The organism is Dysosmobacter sp. Marseille-Q4140 (genome assembly GCA_018228705.1).
Taxonomy (GTDB): Bacteria; Bacillota; Clostridia; order Oscillospirales; family Oscillospiraceae; genus Oscillibacter.
The window spans coordinates 16,167-34,865 of record CP073694.1; the positions used below are offsets into that span (position 1 = coordinate 16,167).

18 protein-coding genes and 1 other annotated feature are annotated in these 18,699 nt (G+C 64.0%); of the genes, 13 read left to right on the plus strand and 5 right to left on the minus strand.

Annotation, left to right across the window (positions count from 1 at the left end; genetic code table 11):
- The first annotated feature begins 40 nt into the window (after positions 1–40).
- The 5 genes from KFE19_00040 to KFE19_00060 are packed head-to-tail and all read left to right on the plus strand — an operon-like array spanning position 41 to position 2,716.
- A complete protein-coding gene (locus tag KFE19_00040; protein ID QUO37957.1) occupies positions 41–367 on the plus strand; it encodes a hypothetical protein in 327 nt (108 codons plus the stop codon).
- A complete protein-coding gene (locus KFE19_00045; protein QUO37958.1) occupies positions 354–1,031 on the plus strand; it encodes a CHAP domain-containing protein in 678 nt (225 codons plus the stop codon). The genes KFE19_00040 and KFE19_00045 overlap by 14 nt, the downstream gene beginning before the upstream one ends.
- A gap of 9 nt (positions 1,032–1,040) precedes the next feature.
- Entirely contained in the window at positions 1,041–1,484 is a 444-nt protein-coding gene (locus KFE19_00050) for a DUF2829 domain-containing protein (protein ID QUO37959.1), read from the plus strand.
- Positions 1,485–1,495: 11 nt separating this feature from the next.
- Positions 1,496–1,954: a phage holin family protein gene (locus tag KFE19_00055; GenBank protein QUO37960.1), complete on the plus strand. Its 459-nt coding sequence runs from the start codon at positions 1,496–1,498 to the stop codon at positions 1,952–1,954.
- Between the two features lie 33 nt (positions 1,955–1,987).
- Positions 1,988–2,716: a hypothetical protein gene (locus KFE19_00060; GenBank protein ID QUO39473.1), complete on the plus strand. Its 729-nt coding sequence runs from the start codon at positions 1,988–1,990 to the stop codon at positions 2,714–2,716.
- A 786-nt stretch (positions 2,717–3,502) separates the two neighbouring features.
- Here the strand turns inward: KFE19_00060 and KFE19_00065 are convergent.
- From KFE19_00065 to KFE19_00075, 3 genes are read right to left on the minus strand one after another with little or no spacing between them, the layout of a single operon-like run.
- Positions 3,503–3,931: a hypothetical protein gene (locus tag KFE19_00065; GenBank protein QUO37961.1), complete on the minus strand. Its 429-nt coding sequence runs from the start codon at positions 3,929–3,931 to the stop codon at positions 3,503–3,505.
- Between the two features lie 13 nt (positions 3,932–3,944).
- On the minus strand, positions 3,945–4,364 hold the full coding sequence (locus tag KFE19_00070; protein QUO37962.1) for a hypothetical protein: 420 nt from the start codon (positions 4,362–4,364) through the stop codon (positions 3,945–3,947).
- On the minus strand, positions 4,361–4,567 hold the full coding sequence (locus tag KFE19_00075) for a helix-turn-helix transcriptional regulator (protein ID QUO37963.1): 207 nt from the start codon (positions 4,565–4,567) through the stop codon (positions 4,361–4,363). Before KFE19_00075 ends, KFE19_00070 begins: the two co-directional genes overlap by 4 nt.
- 427 nt (positions 4,568–4,994) lie before the next feature.
- Between KFE19_00075 and KFE19_00080 the strand changes: the two genes are divergently transcribed.
- From KFE19_00080 to KFE19_00105, 6 genes are all read left to right on the plus strand, one after another.
- A complete protein-coding gene (locus KFE19_00080) occupies positions 4,995–5,522 on the plus strand; it encodes a hypothetical protein (protein ID QUO37964.1) in 528 nt (175 codons plus the stop codon).
- A gap of 47 nt (positions 5,523–5,569) precedes the next feature.
- Entirely contained in the window at positions 5,570–8,206 is a 2,637-nt protein-coding gene (locus tag KFE19_00085) for a valine--tRNA ligase (GenBank protein QUO37965.1), read from the plus strand.
- Positions 8,207–8,312: 106 nt separating this feature from the next.
- Positions 8,313–8,559: a binding site (T-box leader), on the plus strand.
- Positions 8,560–8,625: 66 nt separating this feature from the next.
- On the plus strand, positions 8,626–9,858 hold the full coding sequence (locus KFE19_00090) for a tyrosine--tRNA ligase (protein ID QUO37966.1): 1,233 nt from the start codon (positions 8,626–8,628) through the stop codon (positions 9,856–9,858).
- Between the two features lie 93 nt (positions 9,859–9,951).
- The gene (locus KFE19_00095) at positions 9,952–11,577 is read left to right on the plus strand and encodes an ATP-binding cassette domain-containing protein (protein ID QUO37967.1); all 1,626 of its coding nucleotides are present in this window, start codon (positions 9,952–9,954) and stop codon (positions 11,575–11,577) included.
- Positions 11,578–11,659: 82 nt separating this feature from the next.
- The gene (locus tag KFE19_00100; protein ID QUO37968.1) at positions 11,660–12,796 is read left to right on the plus strand and encodes a hypothetical protein; all 1,137 of its coding nucleotides are present in this window, start codon (positions 11,660–11,662) and stop codon (positions 12,794–12,796) included.
- A gap of 295 nt (positions 12,797–13,091) precedes the next feature.
- The gene (locus tag KFE19_00105; protein QUO37969.1) at positions 13,092–13,613 is read left to right on the plus strand and encodes a sigma-70 family RNA polymerase sigma factor; all 522 of its coding nucleotides are present in this window, start codon (positions 13,092–13,094) and stop codon (positions 13,611–13,613) included.
- A gap of 94 nt (positions 13,614–13,707) precedes the next feature.
- Here the strand turns inward: KFE19_00105 and KFE19_00110 are convergent, their stop codons facing one another.
- Positions 13,708–14,607, minus strand: coding sequence for a 4-hydroxy-tetrahydrodipicolinate synthase (locus tag KFE19_00110; protein ID QUO37970.1), 900 nt, complete (start codon positions 14,605–14,607; stop codon positions 13,708–13,710).
- Positions 14,608–14,784: 177 nt separating this feature from the next.
- Positions 14,785–15,870: an aspartate-semialdehyde dehydrogenase gene (gene asd, locus KFE19_00115; GenBank protein ID QUO37971.1), complete on the minus strand. Its 1,086-nt coding sequence runs from the start codon at positions 15,868–15,870 to the stop codon at positions 14,785–14,787.
- Positions 15,871–16,068: 198 nt separating this feature from the next.
- Between asd and KFE19_00120 the strand changes: the two genes are divergently transcribed.
- Entirely contained in the window at positions 16,069–17,445 is a 1,377-nt protein-coding gene (locus KFE19_00120; GenBank protein ID QUO37972.1) for a SpoIID/LytB domain-containing protein, read from the plus strand.
- Between the two features lie 12 nt (positions 17,446–17,457).
- Positions 17,458–18,483, plus strand: coding sequence for a tRNA preQ1(34) S-adenosylmethionine ribosyltransferase-isomerase QueA (queA, locus tag KFE19_00125; protein ID QUO37973.1), 1,026 nt, complete (start codon positions 17,458–17,460; stop codon positions 18,481–18,483).
- Positions 18,484–18,699: the final 216 nt, after the last annotated feature.

The window sequence follows — 18,699 nt, forward strand, 5'->3', positions numbered from 1 at the left end:
ATGATGAAGTTACACCATATTTTGAAAGGGGAACTTCATCATGAGAAAGATCGAGAACATTTCTGAAATCATCAACAACGCTGTCAATGAGGGCAAGAGCCGGGAGGAGATCAATGCCATGCTCAAGGAGGCCGGGTCCTCCCAGATGCTGACCGAGGGTAAGATGGGCAACGCCCTGCTGGACATCGGTGTGGGCAGCCCGGAGTTTGTCGTGGTCAAGGATGGCAAGCTGACCAACGGTGCCGGCGGCGTTCCTCACCAGGATTACGTGTACTACGCCGGGAAGACCTACCAGCTGGCCGATGACGGGGTGACGCTGGTGGAGGTGCCCGCCGCGGATCCTGAAACAACCGATGGCAACGGCTAAGGAACTGCTGGCCGCTGCGGTGGGGGAGCTGGGGGTCAAGGAGACCCCCAGCGGCTCCAACAAGGTCAAGTACGGGGCCTGGTTCGGCCTTAATGGCTACCCGTGGTGTGTGATGTTCGTACAGTGGGTGTTTGCCATGGCCGGGGTGGCGCTGCCCGCCAGGACCGCGTCGTGCAGCGTCCTCCGCAATTATGCCATCAAGGCGGGAATGTGGGTCACGTCCGGGTATCTGCCGGGCGATGTGGTGATCTATGATTTCCCCGGCGGGGCGGCCACGGACCACTGCGGGATCATTGAGACCGTCGGCACGGCCACGCTGGTTGCCATCGAGGGAAATACCGCCGTGGGCAACGACGCAAACGGCGGCATGGTCATGCGGAGGACACGGTCGCTCTCGCAGGTGATCGGGGCAGTCCGCCCCAACTACGACGAAGAAAGCGAGGAGGATGACGTGGTGAGATACAAGTATCTGAAAGATGTTCCGGAGAAGTTCCGCTCCACCATCGAGGTACTTATGAACGCCGGCATTATCCAGGGGGATGGCAGTGATCCCGTGGGAAACGGCGATGTCATTGACCTGAGCCATGACCAGGTTCGGACATTGGTGTTCTGCTACCGCGGCGGTGCCTTCGACGCCCGGATCAAGGCGGCGGGTTTGAAATAAGGAGGGAGTATGAAACAATACATCGGAACTAAGATTATTCAGGCGGAGCCCGCATTGCGCGGAGACTGTTATAAAGGCCCCCACATTCTGAGCGCGGAAGCGGCAGCCCAGGACGGCTATCGTGTTCGCTATCCCGACGGCTATGAGAGCTGGAGCCCGAAGGAGGTATTCGAGGAGGCATACCGGCTCACGGATGCCTTGAGTTTTGGGCTTGCAATCGAGGCTGCCAAGAAGGGAAAGCGGATTGCCCGGAAAGGGTGGAACGGCAAGGGCCAGTATGTGGAACTGGCATCGGGCATCGGCTATGTGGGGCCGGACGGGAGAACCGTGAACGCGGAGCACGCCGCCATCGGGAACAAAGCCTTTGCCTTTGTCGGGACCTCTGGAGTACAGATGGGTTGGCTGGCATCTCAGGCGGATATGCTGGCGGCTGACTGGATCATCCTTGAGTAAGGAGGTGCAACATGGAGAACATCAATGCGTTCAAAGCGGCGATTACCGCGATCCTGGCCGCTATGACGGCCTTGTGGGGCTGGTTTGGATGGATCGTGGTGGCGTGGATCGCCTGTATGGCAATCGACTACATCACCGGCTCTTTCGCTGCCCTGCGGGCAGGGGAGTGGTCCAGTTCCACCGCCAGAGACGGCATCTGGCACAAGGTCGGCTCTATCGTAGCTGTGGTGGTGGCCGCCATTTTGGATATGGTTATCGGCATGATTATCGCCAACATCCCTAATATTACGCTCCCTTTTACGTACAGCGTGCTCCTCGGCCCCCTGGTGGTTATTTGGTATATTCTTACCGAGGCCGGAAGCATCATCGAAAACGCCGGCGCTTTGGGCGCTCCGATTCCGCCCTGGTTGTCGAAGATGATCGAGGCGCTGAGGAATAATGTCGACGATGCTGCCGGACCCGGCGAATAGTTATAAACCGCTCCATGTTATGATAAGGATTGCATCGAGGATCTGCGCTTCTACCCGAAGCTGTCCTGCGTGGAGGCTCTCAACCGCGCCCAGTCCGTCAAGGCCGGCAGCGCCAAGCTGCTGTACGTCTACGTGGACACCGAGCCCGTCAGCTTCAACCGGGGCTTCTACACCGTGGATATGCGGTTTTTCTACCAGGTGACCCTCCAGGCCTATCTGAACTGCTCCTGCCCCGTCACTGTGGAGGGCCTGTGCGTGTTCGACAAGCGGGCCATTCTCTTCGGCAGCGAGGGCAGCGCCAAGATCTTCTCCTCCCAGATGCGGGCGGGGGAGTGCGACGTCCAGCTGACCCGTCAGGCCAACGCCCCCATCGCCGTGGTGGAGGCCGTGGACCCCATCGTCCTGGACGCCCGGATCGTGGACTGCTGCGGCCGCCGGGAGTGCGACTGCGACCTGTGCGAGGTGCCCAGCTTCATCAACGAGTGCTTCGCCGGGGAGCTCTCCAGCGGCGATGACTGCCGCCGGGTCTATGTCACCCTGGGCCAGTTCTCCATCGTCCGGCTGGAGCGGGACACCCAGCTGCTGGTGCCGGTGTACGACTACTGCATGCCCGACAAGGAGTGCGCCTGCGGCGACGGCTGCGAGGATCCCTGCGCCCTCTTCCGTACCATCAACTTCCCGGTGGGCGAGTTCTTCCCGCCCAACACCGTCAAGGCGCCGGAGTGCTACGAGGAGGCCAAGGGCTGCTGCTGCCACAAGTGAGGCCCTGCGGGGGCGGCCCCTCCTGAGGGTGCGAGGTCCCCGGAGAGTGCACCCCATTTTCAGCACCAGCGTGGTTCCCCCCGGCCGAAATAAGTTCGGCCGGGGCTGCGCTAAAAACTTGCCCCCGGCAAGTTTTCTTAACGCTGCGCCGGTCCAAGAGAAAAGGCGCTTTTGACGAAGATGCGGCCCATCCGGGCCGCATCTTCGTGTAACGGGGGGGCGTGCGAATCGGTCCGGCAGGCATCGATGGCCCCATCGTCCCTGCGCCGGACCCCGGCAGTCGAAAGACCTTGGAGCCGCATAGACGGTGCGGCGGGTGATCGGGGTGGTTGTCGGATTTGCCCCTGCTCCGATCTCCGCGCGTTACGCGCTGCCCCGGCGGTTGATGCAGGCCTCCCATTGGGGGGTAGGGGCGGATGGGGGATCCGCCCGTGGTGCTGACTTTCGTCGAACGCCGGGGGAGCGGCAGCGGAAATCGGCGCTGGTCGATTCGTCTGCCACCCCGTCCATCCACCCGCGGACGTTGTGCGGGGACCAGGCTCTTCCAGCGCCAATGTCCGGCGCAGGGCCGACGGTGCAGCCACCCCTCACCACGCCGATTCGCACGACCCCCGTCATACGAAAGGGCGGCCCATTCGGGCCGTCCTTTCGTCTCAGCATCTTTTCTTTTGACCGGCCGCGGCCGTTTTCTTTTCGATGCCTCGAAAAGAAAATGGGGGCGGAATCCGCCGGGAGACCTCCCGGCCTCCCCGGAGGGGCGCCTCCCGGCCGGGTCCGCCCGTCCCCTTACATCTGCCCCTGGTAGCGGACCATGAGGCACCACTCCAGCACGGACTTGCCTGCGAACACCCCCACCGCTGTGAGCGTCACCCACAGCGGAGCCCCCAGGGCGATGGACAGCCACGCCGCTCCCAGCACCGTCCACTGGAGGACCTCGCCGGAGACGGCTTTGGCCCGGCGGCGGATGGCGGTGTTGCGCTCGTCCTTCTCCTCGATCTCCGTCTGACGGGCCAGCCGGGGGTCCTTCTCCGCCTGCCGCAGCATCAAGAGGTTGGCAAGGCCCATGGCGGCAAGGCCCGAACTGACGCCCACCATGGCCCCGCCCGCCGTGTCGGGCAGAGCGTCGCCCAGCAGGGCCGTCAATGCCAGTGCCGCCGCCAGCAGCCCAAGGCCCAGGATCAGCAGCGTCCGGTACAGCGTGCGTTTCTTGTTCATGGTCCGATCCTCCTCACATTCTCCGCCGCAGCCACAGGGTGAATACCACGGTCAGCAGCACGTTGAAAGCGACAATGCCCAGCAGCGTCCAGGTGATCCATTCCGGCACGTCCAGGTAGCTGGACACGACGCCACCCAGAGCCAGCAGCACCGTGGTGACGTTGCCCGCCCAGGCCTCCGCCCGGTAGCGGATGGCGGTGTTGCGCTCGTCATTGCGCACCTTCTCCCGCTGCTGAAGCACCGGGTCCGACTGGATCATGCTCTGTCCGATCAGGCCCGCGATGCCCAGGCCGATGGCGAGGCCCCCCAGAGGGGCAAGGATCTCGGACACGGCCGTGGGCAGGAACTGGGCCCGGATATCCAGCAGGCCCACGGCCACCAAGGCCACGCCCAACACCATTACCAGGCAATACGCAAGGGTGGTCCGCTTCATGATCCCTCATCCTCCTCGTAGATGAAAATGTCCTCAATGGCGCAGTCAAAGTACCGGGCGAGCTTGAAGGCCAGCAGGATGGAGGGGTTGTACCGCCCGTTTTCCAACGAGCCGATGGTCTGCCGGGAGACCTCCAGGGCCTCCGCCAGCTCCTCCTGCCGCAGGCCCCGCGCCTTTCGCAGATGCTCCAGCCGGTTTTTCATGGCGCGCCCCCTCTCTTTGTGAAATGGAAAGTTTGCTTTCCATCATCAGCGTACCACAGCAGCGGAAAAATGTCAAGCGCACTTTCCATTTATCCGGTGAAAGGGAGGAGGCTTGACAATCCCGGCGGGGAAGGATATACTAGAGCGGTATATTGAACTGCGGAGATGGGAAGCAGTACCCGGAGGGCGGAAGCCGAGAGAGAGCGCGGATGGTGGAAGCGCCCGTGAGGCCGCCGGGGAAGTCGTCCCGGAGCACCGGAGCCGAAGGAGGAGTAGGCTGCGGCGGCATCCCACCGTTACCGGGGAGGGGCGCGGCAGCGCCCGCTGAGCGCGTGCATGGCACGAATCCAGGTGGTACCGCGGACATTTGTTCGCCCTGGGCCGAAGAGGCCCGGGGCGTTTTTGTTTGGAGGGAGGAGGGAGCGCGTTGTTCGAGATACAGATCCCTGCAGGGACGCCGGTCATAGGCGCGGTCACTTTTTTCCAGATAAAGCTGGGAAAATTCCGCCTGCTCCGGGTCTGGCGCATCTTCCTCCTGGTGCTGGGGGTGCTGTCATTGCTGGTGGGGGCCCTGTGCCTCCTGGTCTCCCTGGACGTCCTGGCCCTGGCCCCGGTGGTGATGGGGATACTGCTGCTGCTCCTGGGAGCCGGTCTCCCCCGCATGGCTGTCCGCATGGCGGATAACATGTTGAAGAAGGACCTCAAAAGTTGCCATCCGGTGTGCATCACCTTTGATGGCGACGGCATGCGCAAGACGGTCCACGGCATCGTGACCACGGTCCCCTATGAGAGCTTCAGCCATCTGCTGCTCTGCCGGGGGAGCTACGTAGTGGGCCTGGAGGGCGAGACCACCCGGTACCAGTCGCTGCCCAAAGACTGTTTCACCCAGGGAGATCCAGAGGCCTTCCCGGACTTTTTCCGGGAAAAGACGGGCCTTAGCCTTGTATCCATCTAACTTCACGAATCAGGACCCCAGGTCCAAGAGCATAGGAGGATCGACTCATGAGAAAAGAACTGCCAAAGGTGTATGAGCCCCAGCAGGTGGAGGGGCGCATCTACGAGATGTGGGAGAAGGCCGGCTGCTTCAACGGCGACCCGGACCCCAAGAAGGAGCCCTTCTCCATCGTCATGCCGCCCCCCAACGTCACCGGCCAGCTGCACATGGGCCACGCCCTGGACTGCACCCTCCAGGACATCCTGACCCGCTTCAAGCGGATGCAGGGCTACTCCACGCTGTGGCTGCCCGGCGTGGACCACGCCGGCATCGCCACTCAGATCAAGGTGGAGGAGGAGCTGCGCACCAAGGAGGGCCTGACCCGCTATGACCTGGGCCGGGAGAAGTTCCTCCAGCGGGTGTGGAAGTGGAAGGAGCAGTACGGCGACCGGATCGTGGCCCAGCAGAAGAAGATGGGCGTGTCCTGCGACTGGTCCCGCTCCCGCTTTACCATGGACGACACCTGCGCCAAGGCCGTCCGGGAGACCTTCTGCGAGCTGTACGACAAGGGCCTGATCTACAAGGGCAGCCGCATCATCAACTGGTGCCCCCACTGCACCACCGCCCTGAGTGACGCCGAGGTGGAGTATGTGGACAAGCCCGGCCACCTGTGGTATATCCGCTATCCCCTGACCGACGGCTCCGGCGATCTGGTCATCGCCACCACCCGGCCCGAGACCATGATGGGCGATACGGGCGTGGCCGTGAACCCGGAGGACGAGCGGTTCAAGCACCTGGTGGGCAAGACCTGCATCCTGCCCATCATGAACCGGGAGATCCCCATTGTGGCCGACGAGTACGTGGAGCTGGGCTTCGGCACCGGCGCCGTGAAGATGACCCCCGCCCACGACCCCAACGACTTCGAGGTGGGCCTGCGCCACAACCTGGAGACCGTCCGCTGCATCGGCGACGACGGCAAGATCAACGAAAACGGCGGGCCCTACAACGGGATGGACCGCTACGAGTGCCGCAAGCAGATCGTCAAGGACCTGGAGGAGCAGGGCTACCTCATCAAGACCGAGCCCTACAACCACAACGTGGGCACCTGCTACCGCTGCCACAACGACGTGGAGCCCCTGATCTCCGCCCAGTGGTTCGTGAAGATGGCGCCCCTGGCCGAGGAGGCGCTGCGGGTCGTCCGGGAGGGCGAGGTGAAGTTCGTCCCCGAGCGGTTCTCCAAGACCTATATCAACTGGATGGAGAATGTCCACGACTGGTGCATCTCCCGTCAGCTGTGGTGGGGCCATCAGATCCCCGCCTGGTACTGCGACGACTGCGGCCACATCAACGTGGACCGGAAGGACCCCACTGTCTGCCAGAAGTGCGGCTCCACCCATCTGACCCGGGACCCGGACGTGCTGGACACCTGGTTCTCCAGCGCCCTGTGGCCCTTCTCCACCATGGGCTGGCCGGAAAAGACCGCGGACCTGGACTTCTACTATCCCACCTCCGTCATGGTCACCGGCTACGACATCATCTTCTTCTGGGTGGCCCGGATGATCTTCTCCGGCTGCGAGCAGATGCACAAGATCCCCTTCCACACCGTGCTGATCCACGGCCTGGTCCGGGACGACAAGGGCCGCAAGATGTCCAAGTCCCTGGGCAACGGCATCGACCCGCTGGAGATGGCGGAGAAGTACGGCGCCGACGCCCTGCGCTTCAACCTCATCACCGGCAACTCCCCGGGCAACGACACCCGGTTCTACACCGAAAAGTGCGAGGCCATGCGCAACTTCGCCAACAAGATCTGGAACGCCAGCCGGTTCGTGATGATGAACCTCACCATTGACGCCTGCGCCCTGCCGGACGCCGCGGCCCTGGCCCCGGAGGACAAGTGGGTCCTCTCCAAGCTCAACACCCTGGTCAAGGAGGTCACCGAGAACCTGGACGCCTACGAGATCGGCGTGGCCTCCGCCAAGGTCTACGACTTCCTGTGGGACACCTACTGCGACTGGTATATCGAGCTGACCAAGACCCGCCTGAACGGCACCGACGAGCAGGCCAAGCTCACGGCCCAGAACGTCCTTTGCTACGTGCTGACAGAGCTTCTGAAGCTGCTGCACCCCTTCATGCCCTTCATCACCGAGGAGATCTTCCAGGCCCTGCCCCACGAGGGTGACTACCTGATGACCTCCGCCTGGCCCAAGTACCGGGAGGACCTGCGCTTCCCGGAGGAGGAGGCCAGCCTGGAGGCCGTCATGGACACCATCAAGGCCATCCGCACCCGCCGGGCCGAGATGAACGTGGCCCCCTCCAAGAAGGCGGAGGTACTGCTGGTCACCGCCACGCCGGAGATCTACCGCCAGGGCCTGCACTTCATCGAGCGCCTGGCCTACGCCAGCGCCGTGACCTTTGCCGACGCCGCCCCGGCGGACGTCAGCGGCTTTGTCACCGTGGTCACCCACAACGCCACCGCCTACCTGCCCCTGAGCGAGCTGGTGGATCTGGCGGCGGAGCGGGAGCGCATCGCCAAGGAGCTGGAGAAGGCCCGCAACGGCTTGCGGATCGTGGAGCAGAAGCTCTCCAACGAGAAGTTCGTCTCCCGTGCCCCCGAGGCCGTGGTCAACGTGGAGCGGGAGAAGGCCGCCAAGTTCCGGGAGCTGATCGCGAAGCTGGAGGAGTCCGCCAAGGCCATGGAGGGCTGAGGCGAAGTCCCTTTCCCATGACCGCCCGGCGGGAGCGTCCATCTCCCGCCGGGCGTTTCCGCAGCGCTCTTGACATTCCGGCGCAAATCCGGTATAATCCCACCCGTATACAGCGAGGAAGAGGAGGAGTACCCGCCACGATGCTGCATAGAGAGCCCCTGGCACGGTGAAAAGGGGAGAGCAGACGGCGGCGAATACACCTTGGAGCTGGCACCCCAACGGCCCATGGGCCCAGTAGGCGTGCTCCGGGAGCGCCCGTTACCGCGCGGCCGTGTGCTGGCACGGCGTGAGGCTGTCCTCGCGAGAGGGCGGCGAAGCAGAGGTGGTACCGCGAACGACCATTCGCCCTCTGTCCCAAACACGGGACAGAGGGTTTTGATTCTGTTCCGAAAAAACCTTTGAACAGGAGAGAACGAAACATGCAGATCTACGAGGAACTGAAGGCCCGGGGCCTGATCGCCCAGGTCACCGACGAAAACGAGATCCGGGAGCTGGTGAACAACGGCAAGGCCGTGTTCTATATCGGCTTCGACCCCACCGCCGACTCCCTGCACGTGGGCCACTTTATGGCTCTGTGCCTGATGAAGCGGCTGCAGATGGCCGGCAACCGGCCCATCGCCCTGATCGGCGGCGGCACCGGCATGGTGGGCGACCCCTCCGGCCGCAGCGACATGCGCCAGATGATGACCGTGGAGACCATAGCGCACAACTGCGAGTGCTTCAAAAAGCAGATGGAGCGGTTCATCGAGTTCGGCGAGGGCAAGGCCATGATGGTCAACAACGCCGACTGGCTGCTGAAGCTGAACTATATCGACCTGCTCCGCGAGGTGGGCGCCTGCTTCTCCGTCAACAACATGCTGCGGGCCGAGTGCTACAAGCAGCGCATGGAGAAGGGCCTTTCCTTCCTGGAGTTCAACTATATGATCATGCAGTCCTATGACTTCTACCACATGTTCCAGACCCTGGGCTGCAACATGCAGTTCGGCGGCGACGACCAGTGGAGCAACATGCTGGGCGGCACGGAGCTGATCCGCCGCAAGCTGGGCAAGGACGCCTACGCCATGACCATCACCCTGCTTTTGAACTCCGAGGGCAAGAAGATGGGCAAGACCGCCTCCGGCGCCGTGTGGCTGGACCCCAACAAGACCTCTCCCTTCGACTTCTACCAGTACTGGCGCAACGTGGGCGACGCGGACGTGCTCAAGTGCATCCGGATGCTGACCTTCCTGCCGCTGGAGCAGGTGGACGAGATGGACACCTGGGAGGGCGCCCAGCTCAACACCGCCAAGGAGATCCTGGCCTACGAGCTGACGAAGCTGGTCCACGGCGAGGCCGAGGCCGAGAAGGCCCAGGCCGCCGCCCGGGCCCTGTTCGGCGGCAGCGGCGACTCCGCCGACATGCCCTGCACGAAGCTCTGCCGGGCGGACTTCACCGCCGAGGGCGAGATCGACATTCTGACGCTGCTGGTCAAGTGCGGCCTGGCTGCCTCCAGGGGCGAGGCCCGGCGGCTGGTCCAGCAGGGCGGCGTGTCCGTGTGCGGGCAGAAGGTGGCCGACATCGAGGCCAAGTTCTCCTGCAAGGACTGCTGCGGCGAGGGCGCCGTCATCAAGAAGGGCAAGAAGGTCTACCACAAGGCCCTGCTGTCCGAATAAACGCATCCAACGACGGGACAGACGCGGCGCCCACGGCGCCGCGCCTGTTCTGGCGTTTTGTGAAATTTACGTTTCGACCAGAAAGGAACCGCCATGATCACAGTCAACGACGTCTCCCTGAACTTCTCCGGGCAGACCCTGTTCAAGCACGTGGACCTGAAATTCGTCCCCGGCAACTGCTACGGCATCATCGGCGCCAACGGCGCCGGCAAGACTACCTTTTTGCGCATCCTCTCCGGGGACCTGGAGCCAACCACCGGCGAGGTGGTGATCTCCAAGGAGGACCGGATGAGCGTCCTCAAGCAGGACCACTTCCAGTACGACGCCTACACGGTGCTGGACACCGTCATCCTGGGCAACCAGCACCTCTACGACGTGATGAAGGAGAAGGACGCCCTGTATGAGAAGGAGGACTTCTCCGACGCCGACGGCGTCCGGGCCAGCGAGCTGGAGGCGGAGTTTGCCGAGATGGGCGGCTGGGAGGCCGAGAGCGACGTGAGCCGCCTGATCCAGGGCCTGGGCCTCTCCAATGACATCCTGTACAGTGAGATGAGCACCCTTACCGCCAAGGAGAAGGTGAAGGTCCTGCTGGCCCAGGCCCTCTTCGGAAAGCCGGACATCATCCTCCTGGACGAGCCCACCAACCACCTGGACATCCAGGCCATCGAGTGGCTGGAGGACTTCATCATGGACTGCGAGAGCCTCATCATCGTGGTCAGCCACGACCGCCACTTCCTCAACACCGTCTGCACCAGCATCGTGGACGTGGACTACGGCGGGATCCGGATGTACGTGGGCAACTACGAGTTCTGGTATGAGTCCAGCCAGCTGATGCAGCGGATGATCAAGGACCAGAACCGGAAGAAGGAGGACAAGATCAAGGAGCTCCAGGAGTTCATCTCCCGCTTCTCCGCCAACAAGTCCAAGTCCAAGCAGGCCACGGCCCGGAGAAAGCTCCTGGACAAGCTGACGGTGGAGGAGATGCCTGCCTCCTCCCGGCGCTATCCCTTCGTGGGCTTCAAGATGGACCGGGAGCCGGGCAAGGAGATCCTCAGCGTGGAGGGTCTTTCCAAGACCGTGGACGGCCGGAAGGTGCTGGACAACGTGTCCTTCCGGGTGAACAAGGGGGACAAGATCGCCTTCGTGGGGGAGGACGAGATCGCCAAGACCACCCTCTTCAAGATCCTCATGGAGGAGCTGGAGCCGGACGAGGGCACCTTCAAGTGGGGCACCACCATCACCACCAGCTACTTTCCCCTGGACAACTCCGCCTTCTTCAACGACTGCGACCTCAATCTGGTGGACTGGCTGGGCCAGTACACCGCCGACAACGCCGAGGAGGGGACCGAGTCCTTCAAGCGGTCCTTCCTGGGCCGGATGCTCTTCTCCGGCGACGACGTGTTCAAGCCGGTCAAGGTCCTCTCCGGCGGCGAGAAGGTCCGGTGCATGCTCTCCCGCATGATGCTCTTCGGCTCCAACGTGCTGATTTTGGACCAGCCCACCAACCACCTGGACCTGGAGTCCATCACCGCCGTCAACAACGGCCTCATCGACTTCAAGGGCGTGGTGCTCTTCGCCTCCCACGACCATGAGTTCGTTCAGACCGTGGCCAACCGGATCATGGAGCTGGTGGATGGCAAGCTGATCGACAAGATGTGCACCTACGACGAGTATATCGCCGGCGCCCGGGAGGAGATGCTTGCCCGGCTCAAGGGCTGAAACCTTGTCACCGAATTGTAGTTGACATAACGTTACACCGCCCCTATACTGAGCGTATACTCGGTATGGGGGCGGTGTTTTTGTGGAGAGAGGGCGGATCCTGGGGGTGGTCCTGCTGGCGGCGGTGACGGCGGGGGCCATTGGATATGCGGCGTCCCGGCAGGCGGAGGAACGGGCGGCGGAGGAGGCGGCGTATCAGGCGTACCTGGATGCGCTGCCGCTGGCGGAAGCGGAGGGGGAGACCTGCTCTCCCAACGGGCGGTTCCAGGTGCGGACCGCGGGGGAGAGCGATCTTTGGATCAGCGGCGTCCGGATCCCGGAGGCACTTGAGATCGTGGATACCGAAACCGGGGAAGTGCGGTGGGAGGACGCCGGGTATGTCAGACAGTCCGTCCTGTGGTCCCCGGGGAACAACCTGGTGGCCATGGCCTGCGGGGCAAGGACGTGGGAGACGGTCTATGTGGTGAGCACCGCCTTCTGGACCACCTGGGAGTTCACCCTGCCGGACGGGACTTCCATCCCGGACTATACCTTCCTGCCGGAGGACTGGGGGCGGTGGCTGGATGAAAACACCCTGCTGGTGACGGTGGGGCAGGGGGGCGACGCCGGAGAGCAGCACACCTACCGCTGCATCCTCCGGCCCGGTGAGGACGGCACCCTCTCCGGCTCCGTCCAGGAACAGACCACGGAGGTCCCGCCGGGCGCCTATGACTTCGACCACGACGGCACGGCGGAGACCGTGGAGGTGACCACGGTGCTGGACCCGGAGAACGAGGGGGTCCCCGTCTGGCACGAGCTGCGGATCTCGGACGGGGAGCGGACCTGGACGGAGGGAGCGGACCACTCCCACGCCGGTGCGGAGACCCTGTGCGCCGTCCGTCTGGACGGGGAGGACTGCCTGCTGCGCTACGTGCCCTATATGGGGCAGGGGTACTGCACCTATCACTATGAGATCTTCTCCCTGGACGACGCCTTCCGGCCGGTGACCCTCCGGGAGAACAGCGTGGAGTTCGACCTCAACTGGGACCAGCCCTGGCACGCCTTCGACACGGAGGCCGACGCCGCCTTCCTCGTTGAGATCCACGGCCTGCTGGACGGCGCCCGGCCCCTGCTGGACACCGGCTGGGGCGAGCTGCCCCTGGGGGAGGGCGTGGACTACGGGGATACCGGTTCCGTCCGGGCCCATCTGGAGGCGCTTGCGGCGGAATCGCGCGGCTGACGGCCCGCTGGAGGCGGACGGATATCTGTAATGCAAAAGCCCTTGTCAGAGATTGCGATGTAAGAGAAGCAACCGTCTGCCGGCCCCGCAGGCCGCGGGGGAGACGGCGGCTGAGCGGTTTTCCCCGCGGCGGTTTCTCACGGTCGGAGGCGCCGCCCGGATCCCGGGAATCTACCTGGATCCGGGCGGCGCCTCTTTGCTCGGGAACGGCCTGAGAGAAAAAATCTTCCGGCAGGTGTCCAGTTTGGCCCCGCCGGAGCGTTTATAAGAGCAAACAGACAGGGGAGGGAGATCATTGCTGATCTATTTGCAGGCCATTGAGACACCGTCGGAGCGGGCCCGGTTCCAGGAGATGTATCTCACATACCGGGGGCTGATGTACCGTGTGGCCTATCAGATCCTGAAAAATCGTCAGGACGCGGAGGATGCGGTGCATCAGTCCTTCGTGAAGCTGGCGGAGCAGGCCGGGCGCCTGCCCGACGGCCCCGGACCCCGGATGCAGAGCCTGGCGGTGACCGTGGCGGAGCGAAAGGCCATCGACCTGTGGCGCAGCCGCCGCCGTCATCCCCAGGTGGAACTGGACGAGGTGGCGCTGGCATGCCGCTCCGCGCCGCTGCCGGACAGCGCACTGGCGGCCGCCCTGGCGGACCTTCCGCCCCGATACCGGGAGGCGCTGCTGCTGAAATACTGCAACGGCTATTCCCACCGGGAGATCGCCGGATTTCTCTCCACCACGCCGGAGGCGGTGTCCCAGGTGATCCGCCGGGCCAAAAAGCGCCTGACACAGGCGCTGGAGGAGGGGGAGGACGCCCTGTGACGGCTGACGCCTCCTGGGGCCGCGGCATAAGGGCGGCCGCCCCATGACAAAGCCGCCCGGACCACCGGGCGGCTTCTTTCGGAGAGGAGGCGCTTCAGACGGCTTCGGCCTCCAGCAGCCCGTACCGCTCCAGCGCCCGGCGGATGCGCTCCGTGACGGCCTCGTCGGGCTCGCACAGGGGCAGCCGCAGAGGGCCCGCGTTCCAGCCCAGCAGGTTCAGGGCGGTCTTGACCGGGATGGGGTTCACGTCGCAGAACATGGCGTCGCAGAAGTCCTTCAGCTCCAGCTGCAATTTCCCGGCGGCGGCGTAGTCGTTGGCGAGGCACAGCTCCGTCAGGCGGTGCATTTGGGCCGGCAGCACGTTGGCCACCACGGAGATGACGCCCCGTCCGCCCAGCATGCAGATGGCCGCCGTCTCGTCGTCGTTGCCGGACCAGATGGAGAAGTCCGCGGGACAGAGGTTCCGGGTTTTCTGGATATTGCTGAAATTGCCCCCGGCCTCCTTGACGCCGTTGATGTTGGGGTGCTTGGAGAGCTCCGCGTAGGTCTCCGGCGCGATGGTGACGCCGGTGCGGGAGGGCACGTCGTAGAGGATGACGGGCCGGTCCACCGCGTCGGCGATGGCGGTGTAGTGGCGGATCAGGCCCTTCTGGCTGGCCTTGTTGTAGTAGGGAGTCACCACCAGCAGCCCGTCGGCCCCGGCCCGCTCCGCGTCCCGGGAGAGGGTGACGGCGGTCTCCGTGGCGTTGGAGCCGCTGCCCGCGATCACCGGCACCCGGCCGTCCACGCGCTCCACGCAGAACTCGATGGTCCGCATCCGCTCGTGGTAGCTCATGGTGGTGGCCTCGCCGGTGGTGCCGCAGACGATGACGGCGTCGGTGCCGTTTTGGAGCTGGAAGTCCAGCAGACGGCCCAGTGCGGCAAAATTCACGGTCTCATTGGTGAAGGGCGTGACGATGGCCACGCCGGAGCCGGTAAACAGGGGTTTGCGCATGATATGTACCTCCTATACAAGTCCGCCCGGATGTTGTCTCCATTGTATAGGATCATTCTATGCGGGATAATCCGAATTTGTGCCGAAAACCATGCAAAACATGCTGCCTTGTCCCGACGGAAAAGCCGGGCGCCTTTTGGGCGCCCGGCTCCTTCGTCACTGTGTACAGGAAACCGATCAGTCCATGTAGCCCTTGGCACACAGCAGCTCCGCCAGGAGCACCGCGCCGCCGGCCGCGCCCCGGAGGGTGTTGTGGCTCAGGCACACGAACTTGTAGTCGTACTGGCTGTCGGGCCGCAGGCGGCCGATGGACACGGCCATGCCGTGCTCCAGGTTCCGGTCCAGACGGGTCTGGGGCCGGTTCTCCTCCTCAAAGTAGTGGAGGAACTGCTTGGGAGCGGAGGGCAGGTCCAGCTCCTGGGCGGGGCCCCGGAAGGCGGCCCAGTCGGCCTTGATCTGCTCCATGGAGGGTGCCTTTCCGTCGGCGAACTTCATGAACACGGCGGCCATGTGGCCGTCCTGGCAGGCCACCCGGAAGCACTGGGCGGTGATGGCGGGGCCGGCGGCCTTGACGATCTTGCCGTCCTCGATGTGACCCCAGAGCTTCAGGGGCTCGGTCTCGCTCTTCTCCTCCTCGCCGCCGATGAAGGGGATGCAGTTGTCCACCATCTCGGGCCAGCGCTCAAAGGTCTTGCCGGCGCCGGAGATGGCCTGATAGGTGCACACCAGCGCCTTCTCCAGGCCGTACTTCTTCAGCGGGTGCAGGGCGGGGACGTAGCTCTGGAGGGAGCAGTTGGACTTGACGGCGATGAAGCCCCGCTTGGTCCCCAGGCGCTTGCGCTGGGACTCGATAACGGCGATGTGGTCGGCGTTGATCTCCGGCACCACCATGGGCACGTCGTCGGTCCAGCGGTGGGCGGAGTTGTTGGAGACGATGGGGCACTCCAGCTTGGCGTACTTCTCCTCCAGGGCCCGGATCTCCTCCTTCTTCATATCCACGGCGCAGAAGCAGAAGTCCACCATGGAGGCCAGCTTTTCCGCGTCGGCCTCGGCGTCCAGGACCACGATGCTCTTGGCCTCCTCCGGCATGGGGACATCCAGGGCCCAGCGGCCGGCCACGGCCTCGGCATAGGGCTTGCCGGCGCTGCGGGCGCTGGCCGCCAGGGCGGTCAGACGGAACCAGGGGTGGTTCTCCATGAGGGTGATGAACCGCTGGCCCACCATGCCGGTGGCGCCGATGATGCCCACTTTGTACTCTTTCATATGCGTTTCCTCCTGCTGCGATGTTGCGGCGGGGGCCGGAACCGGCCCCCGTCGATTTTTGGTTGAATGTGTCGCCGGTTTGTACTATAATGGGTTCCATTGGGAACGACCATGGCCTGTACTTGTGGGACGGACATTTGTATGTATATTAGCATACTTTTCTGCCCCAGTCAAGGCCGCGGATATTGGGGAGGATTCATGAAAAAACTGCTTGCGACTGTGATGCTCGTTGTGATATTTTTTACCCTGAGCGCTGTGACCGCCTCGGCCGCCGTGACGAACAACACGGTGAAGGTGGGGCTGCGGTACGGCTCGTCGGTGATGGAGTCCGCCAACCTGGAGAACGCCCAGGGCAGCGGCTACGCCTTCGGCTATTTCGACGGCAACCGCCAGTTCGTGCCCATGGGGTACACCGACGTGACCACCATCACCATGACCCCCGACGTCTGGGGCGGCATCACTGTGACGGTGACCGGCACCAGCCAGGTGGTCTACTCCTGCATGGACAGCACCCTGGGCGTCATGCCCCAGGACCCGGGGGGAGACCCCATCACCTGGTTCAAGGGCTACCGCTACCGGGGCGGGTTTGAGTACACCTGCTCCAACGGCGGGCTCCAGGTGGTCAACGTGGTGGGGCTGGAGGACTACGTCAAGGGCGTCATCCCCCACGAGATGAACGGCAACTGGCCCCTGGAGGCGCTGAAGGCCCAGGCGGTCTGTGCCCGGACCTTCGCCTGCCGCAGCACCAAGCACGCCTCTTACGGCTTTGACGTCTGCGCCACCGTCGACTGCCAGGTCTACAACGGCGTTTCCACCTCCACGCCCCTCAGCGACCAGGCGGTGAACGAGACCGCCGGGCAGTGCATCCGGTACAACGGACAGCTGATCGAGGCGGTGTACCACTCCTCCGACGGCGGCGCCACGGAGGACGGCGCCAAGGTCTGGGGCGGGGACACGCCCTACCTCAAGGGCAAGACGGACCCCTATGAGGCCCAGACCACCATCCCCAACTACAACTACACCGTTACATATACCCCGACGGAGCTGACCTGGGTCCTCCAGAACAGCGGCTACTCCATCGGCAACGTGGTGGACGTGTACGTGGCGGAGCGGTCTGCCCTGGGCAACGTCACCAAGGTGGTCTTTGTGGACGACACCGGCAAGAGCCTGACCGTCACCGGCCAGGCGTGCTCCAACGCCTTTTACAGCACCACGCTGAATAAGAACGTGGCCAGCCTCCGGTTCACCATCTCCGGCGGCTCCGGCGGCGGAGGCTTCTCCGTCAACGGCTCCTCCTCGCTCCAGAGCCTCACCGGCGCCTCGGTGATCTCCGGCAAGGGGACGCTCTCCTCCTTGCAGGAGGGGACCCACAGCGCCGTCACCTCCTCCGGCACCGTGACGCTGAGCGCCTCCGGCGCCTCCGGTTCCTCCGGCGGCAGCCAGTTCGTGATCACCGGCACCGGAAACGGGCACAATGTGGGCATGAGCCAGTACGGCGCCAAGGCCATGGCGGAGCTGGGATATACCTATGTGGATATCCTCAATTTCTATTACACCGGTGTGACCATCGGATAAGGAGACCCGAAGATGCAGACCCATGATTTTTACTACGACCTGCCCCAGGAGCTGATCGCCCAGACCCCCATCGAGAAGCGGGACGCCTCCCGGCTCATGACATTGGACCGGCGGACCGGCGCGGTGGGGCACCACCATTTCTATGACCTGCCGGACTTCCTCAACCCCGGCGACTGCCTGATCCTGAACAACTCCCGGGTGCTGCCCGCCCGGCTGCTGGGCTCCCGGCTGCCCGGCGGCGGCGCCTGCGAGGTGCTGCTGCTGACCGACAAGGGGGACAAGGTGTGGGAGTGCCTGGTCCGCCCGGGGAAGAAGCTGCGCCCGGGCACCCGCCTGACCTTCGGCGAGGGGGCCCTGACGGCGGAGATCGTGGACGTGCTGGAGGGCGGCAACCGCCTGGTGCGCTTCGACTACGAGGGCATCTTCCTGGAGACCCTGGAAAAACTGGGCAAGATGCCCCTGCCGCCCTATATCAAGGAGGAGCTTCAGGACCAGGAGCGCTACCAGACCGTCTACTCCAAGGTCCTGGGCAGCGCCGCCGCCCCCACGGCGGGGCTCCACTTCACGCCGGAGCTGCTGGAGACCATCGCCGCCAAGGGCGTGGGCATCGGCTATGTGACGCTCCACGTGGGCCTGGGCACCTTCCGGCCCGTGAAGGAGGACAACATCGAGGACCACCCCATGCACAGCGAGTTCTGCACCATCTCCCAGGAGACGGCGGACCTCATCAACCGCACCCGTGCCGGCGGCGGCCGGTGCATCTGCGTGGGCACCACCTCCTGCCGGACCCTGGAGTCCTGGGCGGCGGAGGACGGCCACATGGAGCCCCGGTCCGGCTGGACGGATATCTATATCTACCCCGGCTACAAGTTCAAGGTGATGGACGGCCTGGTGACCAACTTCCACCTGCCGGAGTCCACCCTCATCATGCTGGTGTCCGCCTTCGCCGGGCGGGAGCACGTCCTGACCGCCTATGCCGAGGCGGTCCGGGAAAAATACCGGTTTTTCTCCTTCGGAGACGCCATGTTCCTCAGCTGAGAAAGCCGCCTGCGCGCCCCTGGCCTCCGGCCAGGGGCTTTTTGCCGGAAAAAGTTAAAAAAAGATGGAGTTTGTCAAGACAAACGTTTGCAAAACACCTTGACAGTGCGGTTTGCGTATGGTATCTTAATTAGAAAACTCCCGGCGGGCCAATGCCGCAGACGGCGGCGGAGGCAGCCACGCAGACCTGACGCCTTTCGGGGCGGGTCGGGCCGC